The organism is Psychrobacter lutiphocae DSM 21542 (assembly GCF_000382145.1).
GTDB lineage: Bacteria > Pseudomonadota > Gammaproteobacteria > Pseudomonadales > Moraxellaceae > Psychrobacter > Psychrobacter lutiphocae.
On record NZ_KB907640.1, the window covers coordinates 32,384 to 52,065 of the forward strand.

Genomic DNA, 19,682 nt, shown 5'->3' on the forward strand with positions numbered 1-19,682 from the left:
GTAGTGTTTGCATTCGTTTTCCTCGATATCTTAATTCTCAGATTTGGTATAATATATGCTAACCTTTGTCTGCCCCCACTGCTCATCATCACTCACACCCCACGCCAAAACTTGGCAGTGTGATGCCAGCTTAAATGCCAAAGGCACGCATCATCCATTTGATGTGGCACGTCAAGGCTACGTCAACCTATTGCCAGTACAAAATAAAAAATCAAAAGATCCCGGTGACAGTCAAGAGTCGATTGAAGCACGCCACCGTTTTTTAAGCCAAGATTTTTATCAGCCATTACAGCAGTTGATTGCTCATTTGGCTAACGGTGAGCCAGAAGCATCCGCTCAATTAAATCAGCAGACTTGGCTTGATGTCGGCTGTGGTGAAGGGTATTACACCGAGGCGATTGCACAAGCATTAATGTCGCCGTCGCCCTTATCAGTTAATAATTTGATAGCCTTAGATATTAGTAAGCCTGCTGTCACGCAGCTTGCGAAAGTGTTCAAGCTGCATAGAGCACTCTGGTATCAAATCGAGGAAGTCAAATTAAATATCAAGCAGATGCAAGCCCAAGGGGCGATGATAGATTTCTTACCCTCAATGCCAGCGATTTATCCAATGGTGGCCAGTGCCTCGAAGCTACCATTAGCAGATAATAGTTTGGATGCTATCAGTAGTATTTTTAGTCCTATATTGCCTGACGAGTTTGCACGAGTGTTGAGGGTAGGCGGGCGATTGATTATTGCTAAGCCAGATGCAGGTCATTTGCAAAGTATGCGTGAGGCGTTGTTTGATGAGGTGCGTCCGCATGATTCGGATAAGTTTTTGGGTGAGCTAGCCCCATTATTTAAGCTGATCAATACCCATCAAATACAAGCACCGCTGTCATTAGATAAGCAGGCATTATCTGATTTATTGACTATGACTCCGTATTCGTATCGTGCCAAAGCAGAGAAGCGTGAGGCCTTGTTGGCGTCAACCGAGCGTCAATACTTTGAGACCACAGCGAGGTTTGTGGTGTATGAGTTGGTGAGGTTGTAGTCAAATTTGGTTTGCTTGCCATTGGTAGGTCGTGTTTTATTGTCTAGATATAGTTAGGAAAGGAAAAGTCGTTAGGGGGTTGACCTGGTTAAGCCTGCTGTTGTCGTGCTTGTACTGGGTTGGTTTGTAATTGCTTTGGTTCTTTTTGACTGGAGTTAACTATTTTTGGTTATAGCTTTGGTCTTGACCTTGGTACTGCTTAAAAAACCCTTTTTTTTGGTTGCTTGAATAAAGTTAATAAAATCAATGTGTTATATTCTAGCAAAAAATAAAGGGTAAAAGTGGGTTTATCAGCCTTGAAGCACTGTTGTTACTGGCTTTTTTAAGCTATAATTCTAGTTAACCACCGCATAGGTGGCTTAGAAATTGGTGATCAAATAATCCGATTGAACCTTGGTGTTAACCACCGCATAGGTGGCTTAGAAAAACCCCTCAGCGTGGAAGGACAAGCTTATTGGGTTAACCACCGCATAGGTGGCTTAGAAAAATGGACTAAAACAACATGAACAAACAGCTATGTTAACCACCGCATAGGTGGCTTAGAAAATTTGCCAGAAGTAATTAGGGTTATGCTCTGCGTTAACCACCGCATAGGTGGCTTAGAAAAAGAAAAGACCAGCACAAATAAATATGATGGTGTTAACCACCGCATAGGTGGCTTAGAAAAATTAATGTAGAACTGGTCATCGACACGCTTAGTTAACCACCGCATAGGTGGCTTAGAAACTTTGTGCTAGCTGTCTGTACTTTGTCATCTAGTTAACCACCGCATAGGTGGCTTAGAAAAATGATAACTAACTGGAGTAACAGACATGAGTGTTAACCACCGCATAGGTGGCTTAGAAATTTGACTTAAATGATGAATTAAATTGCTAATGGTTAACCACCGCATAGGTGGCTTAGAAAATCATTGGTTTATTAACTCGAATAGTTGTATGGTTAACCACCGCATAGGTGGCTTAGAAATAGTGATATGGATGAAATGTTATTGTTATTCAGTTAACCACCGCATAGGTGGCTTAGAAATTTTAATTAATGGTCTCTGTTGACTATGAGTTGTTAACCACCGCATAGGTGGCTTAGAAAGTAATCAGATGTTACTATATTCATTGCTATTGGTTAACCACCGCATAGGTGGCTTAGAAATTGGGTCATTAATGCGTTTGAGTCTGTAAATAGTTAACCACCGCATAGGTGGCTTAGAAACGTTACTGTTTTATTAAACTCAAACCCTTTTTGTTAACCACCGCATAGGTGGCTTAGAAAAAAGACAAAGCGCAGACAGACTTTAATAACTTGTTAACCACCGCATAGGTGGCTTAGAAAACAGATGCAATAAGTGTAGGTTTGGGTAAGGGGTTAACCACCGCATAGGTGGCTTAGAAAATCGAATTACTACTCACTGAACGTAGTGAATTGTTAACCACCGCATAGGTGGCTTAGAAAATCCATAATCAGACGCTCCATGCTGTCACCACGTTAACCACCGCATAGGTGGCTTAGCTTAATAGGGTGCGATCCATGCACCGACATCAAATAAGTATTGCGTTAATGGTGCGCACTGTAAAATCTTATCAGCGTGTAGTCTTAGCTTTTTTGATGTGAGTGTGGTCTTGGGGTGCGGTTTAGCCTCGATTGAAGCGGATATACTGGCGTAGCTCATGGCGATGCGGACTGTGGCGAGAGGCGGTGTCGTGGTAGCAGTAACGACTCTGGTCACGGTAGTCCGCACGCCATGAGCAAGACAGATAGTAGCGAAAAGCGAGATTGGCTCCGTTAGTTTATAACGGTTTATTGCTAGTTGTTTATTTGCAGTTGCTCACTATCTGGGTCTGTCGTTATCCCCTAGGATGATGCGCTTCATGCAGCTGCTGCAAGCGAGCAGTGGCGACATGGGTGTAAATCTGTGTAGTGGATAAGTCGCTGTGGCCAAGTAACAGCTGTACGCTACGTAAGTCGGCACCATGATTAAGTAAGTGAGTGGCGAAAGCATGGCGTAAGCTGTGTGGCGATAGGCTGTCTTCGATGCCAGCTTGTTTGGCGTATTTTTTGATCATATACCAGAAGTTTTGCCGCGTCATATATCCGCCTTGTGTGGTTAAAAAGACGGCTTGGCAGTTGCCAGTTTTTAAATGTGCGACCAGTTCACCTCGGGCATGGGTTAAGTAGTCTTCCAAAGCCTCACTGGCGTATTCACCCAAGGGTACCAAGCGGGTTTTGTTACCTTTCCCCGTGATTTGTAGCCAGCCAGCATTTAGGTTGACTTGCTCCAGCGATAAGTCCATCAGCTCGCTAACGCGTAGACCACAAGCATATAGCACCTCCAACATCGCCTTGTCACGCAGACCCAGTGCGGTACTGGTATCTGGCGCCGATAGTAGATTTTCGACATCTGCTTCGGATAAGTCTTTGGGTAGAGAGCGGCCAATCTTAGGGGTCTTGATGCGCTCACAGGGGCTGTCTTCTCGGCGCTCATTGCCCACCATCCATAGGTAAAACTGACGCAAACTTGAGAGCATGCGTGCTTGGGTGCGTGGGGTTTTGCCTTGCTGGTTTAGGGTGACCAAGCACTGCATCACGTCCATTTCTGTCCATAAAGTAAGGGCTTTGGTATTGGTGGTTTCGCACAGCTTTAAGTCACGTACATAGGCGTTACGGGTGCGGGTAGAGAGGCCGCGAGCGAGCATGGCTTGTCGAAACTCGGTGATGTAAGCTGGCTCGTCATCGACAGCTAAGGCTTTGGGTTGTCTGGGTTGTATCGCTCTGTCTCGGCTCATGTGTCGCTCTCAAAAATGCTCATCTCGTTCAATGTAATGTGGAATATATCATAAAAGTGGTATTGAGTTATTTTAACTCATCAAAAAGAGGCCAACGATAGTGGCCTCAGTGATAGATTAGGAATAAGTCGTTAAGTTGGATTGATGATGCAAAGTGGATTATAGCCCGTAATCACGAGGCTCGCTTTGGAAAGAGATCCAATGGGTCTTGGTGAACTCTTCTAGGATATATTCGCTGTTAAAGCGACCAATGCCAGAGTTTTTGATCCCACCAAAAGCGACCATGCTTTCATCATTAACGGGCATATCATTAATATGAGTCATGCCAGCTTGTATCCCTTTGGCAAAGCGCATGCCACGTTGCATATCACGGGTAAACACCGCACTAGATAGCCCAAACTGGGTATCATTCGCAAGCTTTAACGCCTCTTCTTCGTCTTTGGCCTTAACGATAGCTACTAAAGGGCCAAAGATTTCATTGCGGAATAAGTCCATGTCAGGGGTAACGTCTGTAAAGATATAAGGGTGTACCAGTTGACCTTCGATGTTACCTTCAAGCGTCAAAGTAGCGCCTTCTTGTTTTGCTGTTTTGATTTTTTGTTTGAGCGAATCAAGTTGGTTTTTATTGATAATAGGACCAATAAATGTATCTTCATCGTTTGGATTACCAACTTTTAGGCTTGCAACTTTTGCTTTAAACTTCTCGACAAAGGTATCATAAACCGCTTCTTCTACGATAATACGGTTGATGGCCATACAAATTTGACCTTGGTGTAAAAATTTGCCAAATACCGCTGCTTTGACTGCTTGATCTAGATCGGCATCTTCGAGCACCACAAAGGGGTTGTTACCGCCTAGCTCCAGTGCAACATCTTTGATATAGTCGCCACTAAAGGCAATCTCACCGATGTGCTTGCCGACAGGCGTAGAGCCAGTAAATGATACTAAGCTGGGGATATCGTTGGTCACTATTGCATCACCAATCTCACTACCTGCACCGATGACAACGTTTAATACGCCTTTGGGTAAGCCAGCTTCTTCAAATAACTTGGCAAGTAATAAGGCACCAGTTACTGGGGTATCACTGGCAGGTTTTAATACCACCGCATTCCCTAGAGCAATAGCAGGCGCAAGTGAGCGCTGAGTTAAATGCAGTGGGAAGTTCCAAGGACTGATTAAGGCAATCACTCCTACGGGGTCACGGAAGATGTAGTTTTCTTTACCAGGAGTGTTGGATGGACGGATTTCTCCGTGCATACGGTTAGGATAGGTGGCGGCCTCCACAGTCACAGCACGAGCGATGGTCAATTCAACTTCTGCTTTGATACGCGTACTTCCAGACTCTTTGATCAGCCAATCGATAATCTCTTCATGACGATCATCCATCAGTTGGATGACTTTGTTGAGGAGGGCGGTGCGTTCAGCTGGGAGGGTCTTTGCCCATTGTTTTTGAGCTTGTTGAGCTGCTTGAAACGCTTGATCTAGTTGTGCCCTTGTTGCTTGTTGAATCTCAACTAAGGTATCCCCGTTGTAGGGGTTGCTGTCTGTATTGATGGTGTCATCTTCGCCTTTTACCCATTCACCAGCGATATACTGTAAATGAAAGTCACTATATGCTGTGTTTGTATTGTCATTATGCGTATTCATAGTAAATCCTTTGATGTTGTTAGGGTGATGCCTATTATTATTTTGCAGCTATTTAGAGGTTGTATAGCTGTATGGCAAAGTTTTGACTTAGTTGGCTTGCTATTGAACCAATAAATTCGACCTATTGAATAAGCACTCTATTAGTGCAATAAGCTCAATAGGCATTCAATAAGTGCTTGGTTTACAAGCTTAATTTGTAAACCAGCACTTAATTTGGCAAGTCAGCTAATCAATAATCCTAATCTAGCATAAGAGATAATGGTAATTTGTACGCAGAGGCTAAACTCTTGTTTGCCAATCGTAACCACCTTGTTTGGGCGTAATGTTTTGTAAGGATATTTTTATAAGTGAGTAACTGGTTAAGATTCTCTTAATGAATTATGGGTGTGATTCGTCAACATTATACGCAGTACTATTTGTTGAGTTGGTTTAACTCAGCAATGCGGTATCTATTTTTACCCTCACTAGATTTACCAGCAAGCTTTTTGATCGTTGTGCCTTGGATAATGATAGAAAACACAACCACAGCGTAAGTCATAATAAGTATGTAGTCTCGGAAGATGCTTTCAGGTAGTGACAGTGCCATGGCGACAGATAGTCCGCCACGCAGTCCACCCCAAGTCAGTATGCGAATGGAGCGAGGGGAGAAGAAATACCATTTTTTTAAAATACTGACAGGAATGGCGACACTTAGCCAGCGTCCAAATAATACAATCGCAATAGCCAACAGACCTAAGAACATATGATTGATGTCTGTTGGCAATAATAAGAGCACTACGCCTAACATGACGAATAGGACAGTGTTTAGTATTTCATCGATCACTTCCCAGAAGGTGTATAAAGACTCTCTACTTTTTACGCCCATATTATTAGAGACCAGATGCCCAAACACCAAACCTGTAATAACCACTGTGATTGCTGCTGAAACGCCAATCCATTCAGCAAACTGAAAGCTACCAAATACCAAGGCTAAACTCAGTAGTATTTCGATATGATAATCTGTGGTACTACGCATTAGTAAGTAAACGATATAACTACTCATGGCACCTAATAAGATTGCGCCACCAACATTTTGCACAAAAAATAAGCCAACCTCTGCGGCACTCATGGTATCTGCATTGATAGCTAACGCAAAGAAAAAGGTAAAGATAACCAGACCGATACCATCATTGAATAAGGACTCACCGCACACATCCATCTCTAGCCCTTTAGAAACCCCAATAGAGCGTAATATTGCCAATACAGCGATAGGGTCAGTTGGAGAAATAAGGGCCGCAAAGGTCAGGCAGTAAAGCAGAGGAATATCCACACCATCAATGATGCTTATGGTGAGATACATCAGATAGCCCACGACCAAAGTAGAAATCAATACGCCACAAATTGCTAATACGGTAATAGGTATCAGTCTAGGCTTTAAGTCTTCAGACTTAATATTAATAGCGCCTGCAAATAGTAGTGCTCCTAACATACCTTGAATGAGAGTCTCACCAAAATGCACTTTGCTAATCATTTCGGTCATGATGTCATTATGAATAATGCCGACCCATTTTGCGAATAAAATAAGTAAAGACATCACAAGGGCAATAAGCATGACCCCAATGGTACGATGTAGTTTGATGTATCGGTCGTTGATAACAGCAAAAATAGCGGTAACGACCAATACTAAGGCAATAATATTAAAGGTACTCATGATCCAGATTCCGATGGTTAGAGTATATTGCTAGTATAGATTTGAACTATCGTCAGTACACTTTAACCCTGCTTTTTTTGTACCACATAGCGATATAGGATATCGGTGTGGTTGTCACTGTCACCTTCTGGATTGTCTTGCTCTGATTTTTCGACCAAGGTGTGCCCCAAATGACGACAAAAGTTTGGGATGTCACGGGTGGTAGCAGGGTCAGTGGCTAGAATTTCGATATGGTCACCCCCATCGGCTTTGCGTATGGCACGGTGCAATAGCATCACCGGCTCAGGGCAAATCAGGCCTTGGGTATCGAGCTGATGTTGAATAGGATGGTCTGTACTGTTACTGCTACTGTTACTGTTACTGTTACTGGCACTGCTATTGGTATGAGCACTGTTATTGGTGTCAGCATGGTCATTAATGTCAGTATTGGTGTTGGTCATAATAATGTCCCCGATAGCTGTATTTTTGTGGTTTCTCTTATCTGTTTTTCTGTGCCTTCTGTGCCTTCTGTGTTTGCTGTGCCTTGTGTATCTTGTCCTAAGTCTAACGGGATGTTGCTTATTCTGTGTCTTGTTGCTGGTCATTAATAAACTTAAAAAAGCGCTTAAATGTTGCCTGAAACCAGTAAGCGACCCCAATCCAAGCTGCCATCGCAAGCCACAGCCAGTCAGACAGCGAAAATAGCAAGCAAATAATTAATAGCAAGCTGGCGCCACCGACACTGGTCACAAGCATAGACGGCTGGCTTAAGCGATAGCGATAGACCAAAAATGCCTGATATAAAGTTACTGGAATAGTGAGGGCGATCAACACATAAGGCAAATAGTGGAATAATAAATATAGTTGATGACTGTCATGGAACATTTCAAGGCTAGCCAGCGTGCCAAATACCACAAAGGCAAAGATAGCCAATACAATGCATAGGATAGACATCCGGTTTAGCTTTTGCGCCTGCCGTAAGATATTGATAGCAACCACAGGAAAGCCAGCAATGCTGTTGGTTGTGGCATTAATCTGAGCCCCAGTGTTGGCATGATTTGCTGCTGTGGAGGTTGGCTGTGACTGTGTTTGCGATTGCGGATTAGTGGGCTGTGTGCTCATGGCTTAAGGCTTGTATGATGTGTGGGTTTGGTGACTGAATAGTTTGAGCGTTAATTTACTAACTGCCCCAAGCTTAATCTTTGATAGTGGCAATGTCTTGAGCGTGCTCAGGATGCCGCAAATAGCTTTGTAATAATAAGCAAGCAGCAATGTCATCAATCGGATCACGCTCGTTATTGATTAAGCCAAGCTCCCACGCCATCTCGCGCGCTTCTCTTGAGGTCAGACGCTCATCATATAGCATTACGGGTACTGGAATGCGCTGCTCCATTAAGCGATGGGCAAGGCGACGGGCAAATTTGTGCGCCCGTTTTGCGAGCATAGAGCGGCTGCCATCCATATTTAGCGGTAGTCCGACAATGACGCTACCGATTTTCCAAGTTTGGATAATGCCCAATAGGTTGTCCCAGTCTGCGGGCTGTCCATTATTCATGGCAAGAATATCAAAGGGGCGGGCGTCATGGGTGAGGGTATTGCCCAATGCCATTCCCATCTTTTTTACCCCATAGTCAAGTCCTAACAGGGTTTGAGGCTGGTTAGAGCTTTCTGCTTTGGATCGAAAAGCTAGGATGTCATTAGGCTGTGTCTGGATCTTTGAATCGCTGTCTATTTGGAGGCTTTGAGGCATAGGGTTGTCGTTGTGCAAGTTGTTGTTATGCATGACCGATATCATCGCTTAAAAAGTTAAAGTCAATACCAAGTTTATTGCCAGCAAGATGCCAGCGCTGCTCAAAAGGCACTTTGAATAATAAGGATAAATCTGCTGGGCAGACCAACCAATCGCCTTGAGCAATCTCTTGTTCTAATTGGCCTTTAAACCAACTGGCATGACCTAAGCATAAGTAGTAATGCTCGACACCTTGCCCAGCGGCAATGCGCTCAAGGATGTCTTTACTGGTTGTGATGCACACATTTTCAGAGATGGCAAAAGAAGAGGCCCAGGTAGGCTGTCCAGTATGCAAGACAAAGCCGACTTCTGGAAAGACAGGCCCACCCTCTAGAGGCATATCTTGCATGATGGTCTCGTTCTCGACTTCGATATCCAAGCCTTCTAGCAAGACACCAACCTTGGTATTTGCTATGGGTTTATTCACCATCAAACCGAGTACCCCTTGTTTGTCGTGGCGACAGATATAAATCAAGCTTTGCGCAAAGCGATCGTCTGGCATACTAGGGGCAGCAATTAAGAAGTGATGGGTTAAGTTATCAAGGCTCATAGACACAGTCAGTTTTTAGATATAAAAGTTAAGTATAGGGATAAGGTATGATTATAGTATGGGGATAAATGCCAGATAAGCAAGCGCTGTCAAATTATGGTACTGCTGTCAGTTTATGGCGCTATGTGGCTTGTTGTGCTATTTAGTCAGTTTATGGCTAGGGGGTTTAGTCTTTAACCATAACTAGTGGCTCTAACCTATGGCTAATGGCATTATTTTGACACATCCGCTAATAAGCTACGTGCATGTTCACGGGTAATCTCTGTGATGTTCACCCCACCAGACATACGTGCCAGCTCATCTACTTGTTCATCGCCGTTGATGATGTCGATTTGGCTACGGGTTTGACCTTCTTCAGTGTCATGGTGTTTTTGTACCAAGATGTGCTGATGCGCTTGGGCAGCAACTTGCGCTTGGTGGGTGATGGCAAGTAGCTGACGGTGACTGCCCAACTGACGCAGCAACTCACCGACCACTTGAGCGGTACCGCCACTGATACCCACATCGACTTCATCAAAGACCAACATTGGCTCAGATGCCTCTGGCTGATCTTGTTGTTCGTTATCTCTGCTGCCGTGAGTGGCAAGCAGCACTTGCATCACTAAAGCCATGCGTGACAGCTCACCGCCAGAGGCAATTTTATATAAGGGCTGCATCGGAACACCGACGTTGGCACTAAACATCAGCTCAATATCGTGTAAGCCTTGGGCGTTATAACTGGCCGACTCTTTTTTATTGAATACAAACTCACAGCGAGCGTTTGGTAGCGCAAGCGGCTGTAACTGTGCCACCAGTTGTTTGCTGATGTCAGGTGCAACCTGCTGACGTGCCTGATCTAACTCTGTGGCAAGGGTAATAAAGTTGCCCCAAGCTTCTTTAATCTGACCTTCGAGCACCTCAGAAGTTGGTTGATTAAGTAGCTCATCGAGCTCTTGTTGCCAAAGATTGGCTTCTTCCACCAAGTGTGAAGCAGGTAACCCGTGTTTTCGCGATAAGCGGTGACCCAGACTGATTAGGGTGTTTAGCTCCTCTAAGCGCTCAGGGTCGGGCAGCTGCTGCTCAGCATAATCGGTCAATAGCCCGGTGGCTTCGCTGACATATTGCTGGGCCAGATGCAGGGCTTCACTGGCTTGACTAAAGGTGGCACTAACCGACGATTGATTGTCACACATGCGAATGGCACGACCTAATAAGTCCATTGCATCTGGCTCATCACTGTCATTGTCCAATAACTGAACCGCATGGCTAGCTTCTAGCATTAAGGCTTCTAAATTAGACAGTTCATCATGCTCGGCTTCTATTTGCTCATAATCAACTGATAATAACGGTGCGATATCAGCCAACTGACTGTTTAATAGCTCAATGCGATCATTGCGGTGCGCTTCTTTGGCGGCAATATCATCCGCTTGACGTTTTAGCTTCTGGTAGGCTTTATACGCCTGCTCTGTTTGTTGTGCCAATGGCTTGAGACCAGCGATACTGTCTAGCCACTGCACCACAAAAGAGGGCTTTAATAAGGCTTGTTGTGCATGCTGACTGTGAATATTGACCAGCAGTGCGCCCAACTCTTTGAGCTCGGTTAAGCTGACCGGCGTACCATTTAGCCAAGCCTTTGAGCGGCCATTGCTGCTGAGCTGTCGGCGAATGAGTATCTCATCTTCTAACTCACGTTCATGACGAGCAAACCAGTCTTGAATCGAGGTCAGACGTTTATTGTTTTTATCGCTATTTTCTGGATAAGCTGGCATGTCAAATTGAGCATAAATATCAGCATGCTCTGTGCCATGACGCACCATACTGGTATCTGCGCGTCCACCGATACATAAGGAGAGGGCATCGAGTAAAAGGGATTTACCGGCACCCGTTTCTCCAGTTATCACATTAAAACCATCGTAAAATGTCAGCTCATGATGAGTAATCAAGGCAAAGTTTTGCAGTGTTAATGAAGTTAGCATCAGCTCTCTCGATGTGATATGTTTGATGGTAAAAAATACAAAAAAAAGGATAAAATATAAGGGTAATAAACGATAAAATAAGTCATTGTATCGTATCGCCATGATAGGTTAAAAGCAAACATTACGTCTCTTTTATAAAAAAAGATGCGTAATCACAATTATTTTAGCAATAATATGGTAGGATTGAATAACAAAAAATTGCATCAAAACGTAGGGCTGTAAGTTTAGCGTTATCTGATTTTCGCCCATGGACATTATAAAAATAGACTAAATTGAGGAAGTCATCATGTCGACGACTTATGATCAGGTTTCTGTTATCAAACTAGCGACTGTTACTTACGATGGTCGTTGTAGTAGCCACACTGTACTCTTTGAAGATGGCAGTAAAAAAATGTTGGGTGTTATTTTGCCCTGTGATGAGACGGTACGGGCCTATGAGTTTGAGACACATACCTCTGAACGAATGGAAATCATCAGCGGTGAGTGTGAGGTAAAAATAAGCGGAGAAGAGGAGTACTCTTATTATCGTGAAGGCCAAGCGTTTTTGGTGGCAGGCGATAGTCGTTTTTCATTACGCACAGATCAAATTGTACAGTATATTTGTCATCTTGAAGGTTAGTGTGCACAATGATTGCTTATGTGCCCATTAGGCGCTCATTAATTTGAAAGCCTCAGTAAAGACGGTGTCAATTATTGAGCGTGGTAAGTTTAATTAAAAGGTTGTTTTATGGCAAAGCCAGTTTATTTTTATGGCACTCATGCTGTTCATGCACTGCTATCGCATCGTCCTATGGATGCGATGGCACTATTTGTGCAACAAGGTCGTCAGACCAAAGCCAACAGTGCTTCTATTATGCAAGATGAGACAGACACCAGCTTTGAAGAGATTTTGCAGCTTGCAGAGCAGATGGGTGTTAGTGTGCAACAAGCCAGCCGTGATAGATTAACGGCCTTGTGTGGCAGTCCTCAGCATCAAGGGGTGGTGTTACATGCACGTCCATTGGCAATGGCGGATGAAGGCGAGCTAAGCGCTTTGGTTCAGGCAGATCAGGCATTATTTTTGATTTTAGATCAGGTAACAGATGCACATAATTTAGGCGCTTGTTTGCGAACCGCAGCAGCCATGGGTGTCGATGCTGTTATTTGCCCAAAACACCATTCGGCAAGCTTAACGCCGACTGTGGCTAAAGTTTCGGTGGGAGCGATGGAGATTATGCCAGTAGTCGCTGTGACCAATTTAGCACGCTGTATTGAGCAGCTAAAACAGGCTGGGGTGTTTGTATATGGTACGGCACTAGAAGTCGATGCCAAGCCCATTAACGAGATTGATTTAACTGGCAAAGTAGCGCTAATTATGGGCTCAGAAGGTGAGGGTATGCGCCGCTTGACGGCAGAGCGTTGCGATGAGTTGGTGTATATCCCAATGACAGGTAACAAGCATGGATCATTGCAAAGTTTAAATGTCAGTGTGGCAACAGGCATGGTGTTGTATGAGGTTAGCCGTCAGCGCCATGGCGATCACTACAAGGCTACTCAGGACTAAAAGCGCCAAATAGCCTCTAGTACTTTTTTAACACCAACTAGTACTTTTTTAACACCAACTAGTACTTTTTTAGCACCAAATAGTTGTTATGCAGCGGCTGTAACTGCGCATACAAGTCTTGTAAATCACCATTATTAGTTACCACATCATCAGCTTGTTCAATACGTGCTTCACGTGATAACTGATTGGCCATAATGGCTTTAATTCTCTCAACACTCTGGTTATCACGGCGGCTAGCACGTTCAATCTGAGTTGCCTCATCAGCATCGACTACCAACACCCGATCACACAAAGATACCAGTCCTGCTTCACTGGCCTCTAATAATAGCGGTGCAGACAAGACGACATAAGGAGACTTAGCTTGTTTTAACCGCTGTTTAATTTCTTGACGGATGGCAGGATGGGTGATGGATTCAAGAACCAGCAAATCTTTATTATTGGCAAATACATGCTCACGCACTGCGTTGCGATCCATTTCTCCTGACTCATCCATAACCCAATCACCCAATGCGTCCGCTAGCTTTTGTAAAGTAGGGCTACCTTTTTGCATGATTTGATGACTCACAATATCGGCATCGATAATATCAATTCCTTGCTCTGCAAACCAATCAGAAACAGCAGTTTTTCCACTACCGATACCGCCAGTCAAACCGATAATGGGTTTGTCAATGTAAAAGCGTTGGAACTTTTGTGGTGGGCTAATGTTATCTAAATGACCAGGATCAGAGCTGTATGCTGAGTGTGAGTGTGTCATATTAATACCTTTTTAAACAAAAATAACCGATACTGCCTAGTTAGTGTAGATAGTAGCTGGTTAAGCGCAAGTTAAGTGCTGTAATTACTCTTATATTATGAATAACAATCTATGAGGAGCAATAACTATCTATGAACTGGGGCGTAGTACCAAGCTATAATACCTTTTCTAAAAAACAACCTATCTTTGCCAAACTTGCTAAACCTACTATTTGTAGAATTTGTACTCGTTTTCCTCGATATCTTAATTTTCAGATTTGGTATAACAAAGGATTACCATACAATAAAGTTAAAATAGCAGCGATGGCAAGATAAGGGCCAAAAGCAAAAGGCCGACTCTCCCCTTGTCGTTGCAGTAATATGATACCAATAATAGAGCCGAGCAGTGAGGATAGCAAGATTATATAGGGTAATACCCAAGGGCCTAGCCATGCACCCAAGGCAGCCAACAATTTAAAGTCCCCTTGTCCCATTCCTTGCTTTTTGGTTAGTAGATAAAATAGCTGCACTACGCTCCATAGGCTCAAATACCCTAACAGCAGCCCCCAGATTGACTCTGAAGGCGTGACGAACCAGCCTTGAGCGTTAACTGCCAGCCCGAGTCCAGCAAGAGTAAAGGTTAGCTTATCGGGTAACAACTGGCTGTTGATATCTATTAGGGTTAATGCCAGCAACAACCATACAAAAGCCAATGCAGCCATACTCTGCAAACTGACACCAAGCTGATAAATAACCAAAGCTGACAGCAGGGCACAGCCAGCCTCTACTAAGGGATAACGCCAGCCAATAAGGGTCTGGCAGGTCGCACATCTACCCTTTAATATAATCCAACTGATGATAGGTATATTATGATACCAGCTAAGCGTGGATGAACAAGATGGACAGTGCGATGCAGGCTGTGCCAAAGATAGAGGCGCATCTTGGTTGATAATGTCTGCAATTGGGTCGATTAAATTGTGTGGGATGTCTGATTGTGACTGCAACAACTGTGCTGAGCCTGAACGCCACTGTTGCAGCATGATACGTGGGATGCGATAAGCCACTAGATTTAAAAAACTGCCCACGCACAATCCAATCAAACCAAACACAAGTAACGCCAAATAAGAGTGTTGTTGTAGTAGTTGCCAAAAGTGCATGAGTTAGCCTATTTGATTTAATTTAATTTTTTAGTAAAAACAGCATCTAACCAATCACCGAGCCCATTTGAAAAATAGGTAGATACATGGCAATTACCAAACCACCTACGAGTATGCCTAGGATGACCATAATAACTGGCTCCATTAAACCAGTTAGCCCATCTATGCTTTGCTCTACTTGAGCTTCATAGTACTCAGCCACTTTGACCAGCATCTCATCTAAGCTGCCAGACTCCTCTCCTATGTTGACCATCTGTACAGCCAAAGCAGGAAAACGCTGGGTTTGATGCATGGCAGTATGTAGCTGATGACCATTGGCAACTTGTGCTTTAATCTGCTGAGTCGCTTGATAATAGACATGATTATTGGTGGCGGCGGCAGTTGAGTGTAGCGCATCAATCAAAGGTACGCCAGCGGTATAGGTGGTCGCCAATGTACGAGCAAAGCGAGCGATAATAGCTTGGTAACTTAGCCTACCTAATATTGGTAGCCTTAATAACAGTTTGTCTAAATGATTAGCAAATGCTTGATGCTTTTTTTTGCTTATATAAAGTCCCACACCAATTAGGAGAATAACCAAAAATAGTATTAACCACCAGTGTTGCATCCAGTTTGACAGACTAACCACAGCTTGAGTGAATGCTGGCAGTTGTGAGTTAAAGGAGGCAAATAATTCTTCAAAGACTGGCACCACCTTTAACAATAAAATCAAGCTGACCACTAACGCCACACAGATAACGGCTATGGGGTAGATAAGTGCTTTTTTGATCTTTGCTTTTAACATGGCGCTTTTTTCTTTATAGGTTGCAATGCGATCTAGCATGACTTCAAGTGTGCCAGATTGTTCTCCTGATTCGATTAATGCACAGAATAACGCATCAAAATGCTTGGGGTGTTTGGCCAGTGCGCTAGCAAAAGGGGTACCAGACTCTACCTGTGCTTTGATGTGACGTACTAAGGCTTTAGTTTTTGGCTTTTCAACAGTATCGGCAATTAGTGAAAATGATTGTACTAGAGGAACTCCAGCTTTAACTAAAGTCGCTAATTGACGTACAAATAAAGTGATGTCTAGTGTAGTAGTTTTTTTGTGAATGACAAACAGGGGGTTGGTTTTACGGTAAATTTTTTGAGGAGTGATGCCTTGTTTACGCAATAAGGCTTTAGCAACCTGCATGTTTTGACCGCTAAGCTCACCACTGACGGTTGCTCCTGTGTGGTCAATACCAGTATAAAAAAAGCGCTGCCTTTGCTCTGTTACTGTTTTTTTGGTCATGCTGATATCTCTTATCAAGTTATGATCTATAATGACTGATAACTTCTGGCTTAGAGGCTAGTTAGTCGTTACTCGATACATCTCGGCGATACTGATCAGGCCTTGTAGTACCTTTAATATTGCTGCTTGGCGTAAGTCAAAAAAGCCTTGCTCTATCGCTGCTGTCTTGATGTCAATGGCGTTGCCACCTTGCATGATGATTTGTGCCAAGCCCTCATCTATCTTGATGATCTCAAAGATACCAATACGACCTTTATAGCCATTGTGGCAGTGCTCGCAACCTACGGCTTCGTAGATAACTTGTGTTGATTCGGGGTGCGAATTTGCTGTATGTACAGCAGCAACCAACCCCATCTCAATCAGGCTGGTAGCTGGAATAAGGGTAGGTTTTTTGCATAAAGAACATAGCCGTCTGGCTAAGCGCTGAGCAACGACTAAGCTAATGGCAGTGGCAATATTAAAATAAGGTACGCCCATATTATGTAGCCGAGTCAAAGTAGTGGCAGCTGAGTTGGTATGTAATGTTGATAGTACGAGGTGACCGGTTTGAGAGGCTTTAATTACGGTATCGGCGGTTTCTAAATCTCGAATTTCCCCTACCATCACTATGTCTGGATCTTGGCGCAAAAAAGACTTCAAGGCCGTAGCAAATGTTAGCCCTATCTTGTGATTGACATTGACTTGATTGATGCCATGCAAATTAAACTCAACAGGGTCTTCGACACTCGAGATATTAACTTGCTGAGTATTCAGGATATCTAAACCAGTATATAAAGAGACAGTTTTGCCAGAGCCTGTCGGGCCTGTGATTAAGATGACACCTTGTGGCTGCTGCAATGTTTCTATGAGTAATAGCTTTTGTTGAGGTTCAAGGCCTAAGTTATCGATACCAACCATTGAAGATAATGGGTCTATGACACGTAATACAATTTTTTCACCAAATAAAGTGGGCAGTGAGTTGACTCGAAAGTCTATCTGCCTATCTTCTGTCAATGCCAACTTGATACGACCATCTTGTGGTAGTCGCCGTTCAGCAATATCCATTTGTGCCATGACTTTTAAGCGGGCAGCAATGTTTGAATGCAGCGCAATATCAGGAGCTGCAACTTGTTGCATTAGCCCATCAATCCGAAAGCGCACTCGGTATGTGCGTTCGTAAGGCTCAAAGTGTAGGTCTGATGCTTTAAGTTCGACAGCTTTTATTAATAAGTCATCGACTAGTTTGACGATGGGATCTGTGGCGGTCGCTGTTTTGGTGGGAGAGCTAGGTTGCATTGTACTGGTAGATTGTATTGTGTTGGTTGTACTAAAAGCGCTAGTAGTAGCGGTAACAGGTTTTCTTGGTATTGGCTGATGAGGTATTGGCTGATGAGCTTTAGGTTGGTCAATCGCTGATTTGGGCGTTGTTGGGTGGTTGGTTTGCCAAACTCTTTGAGCGGTTAGTTGTGATGACTCAGGATACAGCGGTGAGTTTGGCATAAGGCATCCTTGTCTATGCAGTCAATATGGGTGAAGAGTGGGCAGATATAGTATTAGTAAAGCGTAAATTTAAGTTTTACACAACCTGTATTTTAGGTTAACAAAAAATAAAGGCTGAATGTGTAGGTAAAGACTATGATATAATTTGGAGTCATTGTTTTTATTTTAAAATGATTAAAGTTAAAGCTGTCATTGTTTAAGCTATTGGTTATTGATATTTTTATTTGATTTATTTAAGCATGTGTTCTGAATGAGGGTGTGTTATGAAGTCTTGGGTTATTGGAAACTGGAAATTAAATCCTGCCACTGTCTCAGCGGTGGAGACCTTAGTGGATGACTTATTAGCGCAGACCACAAGCTCTCAAACTGATGTGGCAGCGCAGTGTCAGATGATGGTTGCGCCAAGCTTGCTGCATTTAAGCCCAGTACAGCAAAAAATAAAAGACACTCAAATTCAACTGGCAACTCAAGATGTGACCGCTTTGACCGCAGTGTCAGGTGCTTATACAGGCGATGTGTCAGCGGCACAGCTAAAAGACTTGGGCGTACAATGGAGTATCATCGGGCATTCTGAGCGTCGCCAGTATTATCAGGAAGATAATGAGCTACTACTACAAAAGCTATTGCATTGTGCTAGCCAAGGTTTAGGCGTTATTTTATGTGTCGGTGAGTCAGAGGCTGAGTTTGATGCAGGTGATACCGAGCAGGTACTGGTAGAGCAGCTGGCGGTTGTGAAGACTTTTTTACAACAGCTACTGTCACAGCTAAATACAGAAGAAGTTGACAACTATATTAGTAATCAGTTGATCATTGCCTATGAGCCAGTATGGGCAATTGGTACTGGCAAAGTGCCAAGTGTCGATGAGGTGACAGCAGTGCATGGGTTTATCCGCCAACAGCTACAAGTATTTAATGCTAAATTAGTACAAACACCAATAATCTACGGTGGTAGTGTCAAGCCAGATAATGCAGCCAACTTTGCTGCTTCTGAGCAAATTAATGGGGTGCTAGTTGGTGGTGCAGCTTTACAAGCCCAAAGCTTTATGGAAATAGCACAAGCTTTTGCTGTTAAGTAAGTCAGTAGATTAATTTGGTCATCTGTGTGCTACTTGTCACAGTATATATACCTGCCACAGTATAGAACCAACAAACTTTTATTTTTTTAATTCTCAAAATTTTTTAACTTTCTAGATTATAAGTAAGGCAAAGCATGTTTAACGTTATCCTAGCCATTCATATTATTGTTGCTATTGCCATGATTGGATTAATATTAATCCAGCACGGCAAAGGTGCGGATGCTGGTGCATCTTTTGGTGCAGGTGCATCAGCCACTGTTTTTGGTGCGGCAGGTAGTGCCAATTTTTTAACCCGTGCTACTGCCATTTTAGCGATTATATTTTTTAGTACCAGTTTGACCTTGGCGGTGCATGCACGCAAACAAGCAGAAGGGCAGTATCAGTTAGATATCCCGACAACGCCACCGATCTCAGCGCCAGCACCAACCACTACACCTGAATAAAACCACGTTAAAAATCACTGCATTTGATAATAAGCTGTGTTTGATTACTATTGCTAACACTATATTTTAATACACAAAACCATCGGTAGGCTGTCGTTCCACGCACTAATAAATGTGACTTCAAAGGTAATACAGAGTGTGTGTTTTAATTTGAGTTTAGCTCTATGTTTAATGACAAGGTGGTTGAAAATGGCTTTGAAAATTAAAAATAGTCAAGTTATGCGCAGATAGGTTGCACCCTTGGCAAAAGACGAGTAGAATGTGCTACCTAATTTAGATAGGCTGCTTTGAAAGTCTGTGATGGTTAGGACAAGAGATATGATTTAACTTGTCGCTAACGGTTTAACTTGAATTTCTACAATGTACCTCAATATATAACCGTAGAAAAACAATATCTTGGTGGGTATTGAAAAGCAAAGTGCTAAATTAGATGTAACAATGTAAGCGATTGTGGTGGAATTGGTAGACACGCCATCTTGAGGGGGTGGTAGCGCAAGCTGTGAGGGTTCAAGTCCCTCCAATCGCACCAATTATCCTGTAGTCTATTAATTATCCTGTA

General features: G+C 43.3%; 17 protein-coding genes, 1 tRNA gene and 1 CRISPR repeat array. Of the genes, 6 read left to right on the top strand and 12 right to left on the bottom strand.

Going from position 1 to position 19,682, the window contains the following annotated elements; genetic code table 11:
- Positions 1-55: 55 nt before the first annotated feature.
- Entirely contained in the window at positions 56-1,033 is a 978-nt protein-coding gene (locus H140_RS0108270; protein WP_019673190.1) for a putative RNA methyltransferase, read from the top strand.
- A 338-nt stretch (positions 1,034-1,371) separates the two neighbouring features.
- Positions 1,372-2,539: a CRISPR direct-repeat array (repeat unit 28 nt; unit sequence GTTAACCACCGCATAGGTGGCTTAGAAA).
- Between the two features lie 332 nt (positions 2,540-2,871).
- Here the strand turns inward: H140_RS0108270 and xerD are convergent.
- The 8 genes from xerD to recN form a co-directional block, all read right to left on the bottom strand.
- Positions 2,872-3,810 (bottom strand): site-specific tyrosine recombinase XerD, encoded by a 939-nt coding sequence (gene xerD, locus H140_RS0108275; protein WP_019673191.1) that lies wholly within the window; start codon positions 3,808-3,810, stop codon positions 2,872-2,874.
- Between the two features lie 159 nt (positions 3,811-3,969).
- Positions 3,970-5,457 (bottom strand): aldehyde dehydrogenase family protein, encoded by a 1,488-nt coding sequence (locus H140_RS0108280; RefSeq protein ID WP_019673192.1) that lies wholly within the window; start codon positions 5,455-5,457, stop codon positions 3,970-3,972.
- Between the two features lie 412 nt (positions 5,458-5,869).
- Positions 5,870-7,147: a cation:proton antiporter gene (locus H140_RS0108285; protein ID WP_019673193.1), complete on the bottom strand. Its 1,278-nt coding sequence runs from the start codon at positions 7,145-7,147 to the stop codon at positions 5,870-5,872.
- Positions 7,148-7,209: 62 nt separating this feature from the next.
- Positions 7,210-7,422 carry a sulfurtransferase TusA family protein gene (locus tag H140_RS0108290; RefSeq protein ID WP_406947562.1) on the bottom strand — a complete coding sequence of 71 codons (213 nt, stop codon included), beginning with the start codon at positions 7,420-7,422 and terminating at the stop codon, positions 7,210-7,212.
- Positions 7,423-7,705: 283 nt separating this feature from the next.
- A complete protein-coding gene (locus H140_RS0108295; RefSeq protein ID WP_019673195.1) occupies positions 7,706-8,248 on the bottom strand; it encodes a hypothetical protein in 543 nt (180 codons plus the stop codon).
- Between the two features lie 73 nt (positions 8,249-8,321).
- Positions 8,322-8,909 (bottom strand): Holliday junction resolvase RuvX, encoded by a 588-nt coding sequence (gene ruvX / locus H140_RS0108300; protein ID WP_019673196.1) that lies wholly within the window; start codon positions 8,907-8,909, stop codon positions 8,322-8,324.
- Positions 8,902-9,465, bottom strand: coding sequence for a YqgE/AlgH family protein (locus tag H140_RS0108305; protein ID WP_019673197.1), 564 nt, complete (start codon positions 9,463-9,465; stop codon positions 8,902-8,904). The genes ruvX and H140_RS0108305 overlap by 8 nt, the downstream gene beginning before the upstream one ends.
- Before the next feature lie 212 nt (positions 9,466-9,677).
- On the bottom strand, positions 9,678-11,420 hold the full coding sequence (gene recN, locus H140_RS0108310; protein ID WP_026348954.1) for a DNA repair protein RecN: 1,743 nt from the start codon (positions 11,418-11,420) through the stop codon (positions 9,678-9,680).
- A gap of 286 nt (positions 11,421-11,706) precedes the next feature.
- Between recN and H140_RS0108315 the strand changes: the two genes are divergently transcribed.
- Both H140_RS0108315 and rlmB read left to right on the top strand, forming a co-directional pair.
- On the top strand, positions 11,707-12,039 hold the full coding sequence (locus tag H140_RS0108315; protein WP_019673199.1) for a pyrimidine/purine nucleoside phosphorylase: 333 nt from the start codon (positions 11,707-11,709) through the stop codon (positions 12,037-12,039).
- A gap of 108 nt (positions 12,040-12,147) precedes the next feature.
- Positions 12,148-12,963 (top strand): 23S rRNA (guanosine(2251)-2'-O)-methyltransferase RlmB, encoded by an 816-nt coding sequence (gene rlmB / locus H140_RS0108320; protein ID WP_019673200.1) that lies wholly within the window; start codon positions 12,148-12,150, stop codon positions 12,961-12,963.
- Positions 12,964-13,021: 58 nt separating this feature from the next.
- Here rlmB and coaE read toward each other — a convergent pair whose 3' ends face one another.
- The 4 genes from coaE to H140_RS14285 all read right to left on the bottom strand — a co-directional run bounded on the left by coaE (position 13,022) and on the right by H140_RS14285 (position 17,604).
- On the bottom strand, positions 13,022-13,717 hold the full coding sequence (gene coaE, locus H140_RS0108325) for a dephospho-CoA kinase (protein ID WP_019673201.1): 696 nt from the start codon (positions 13,715-13,717) through the stop codon (positions 13,022-13,024).
- A 250-nt stretch (positions 13,718-13,967) separates the two neighbouring features.
- The gene (locus H140_RS0108330; protein WP_019673202.1) at positions 13,968-14,852 is read right to left on the bottom strand and encodes a prepilin peptidase; all 885 of its coding nucleotides are present in this window, start codon (positions 14,850-14,852) and stop codon (positions 13,968-13,970) included.
- A gap of 46 nt (positions 14,853-14,898) precedes the next feature.
- A complete protein-coding gene (locus tag H140_RS0108335; protein WP_019673203.1) occupies positions 14,899-16,125 on the bottom strand; it encodes a type II secretion system F family protein in 1,227 nt (408 codons plus the stop codon).
- 57 nt (positions 16,126-16,182) lie between these two features.
- Positions 16,183-17,604 carry an ATPase, T2SS/T4P/T4SS family gene (locus H140_RS14285; RefSeq protein ID WP_019673204.1) on the bottom strand — a complete coding sequence of 474 codons (1,422 nt, stop codon included), beginning with the start codon at positions 17,602-17,604 and terminating at the stop codon, positions 16,183-16,185.
- A gap of 263 nt (positions 17,605-17,867) precedes the next feature.
- Between H140_RS14285 and tpiA the strand changes: the two genes are divergently transcribed.
- The 3 genes from tpiA (at position 17,868) to H140_RS0108355 (ending at position 19,652) form a co-directional block, all read left to right on the top strand.
- Positions 17,868-18,680, top strand: coding sequence for a triose-phosphate isomerase (tpiA, locus tag H140_RS0108345; protein ID WP_019673205.1), 813 nt, complete (start codon positions 17,868-17,870; stop codon positions 18,678-18,680).
- A gap of 134 nt (positions 18,681-18,814) precedes the next feature.
- Entirely contained in the window at positions 18,815-19,123 is a 309-nt protein-coding gene (gene secG / locus H140_RS0108350) for a preprotein translocase subunit SecG (protein WP_019673206.1), read from the top strand.
- Between the two features lie 444 nt (positions 19,124-19,567).
- Positions 19,568-19,652, top strand: a tRNA-Leu gene (locus H140_RS0108355).
- Positions 19,653-19,682: the final 30 nt, after the last annotated feature.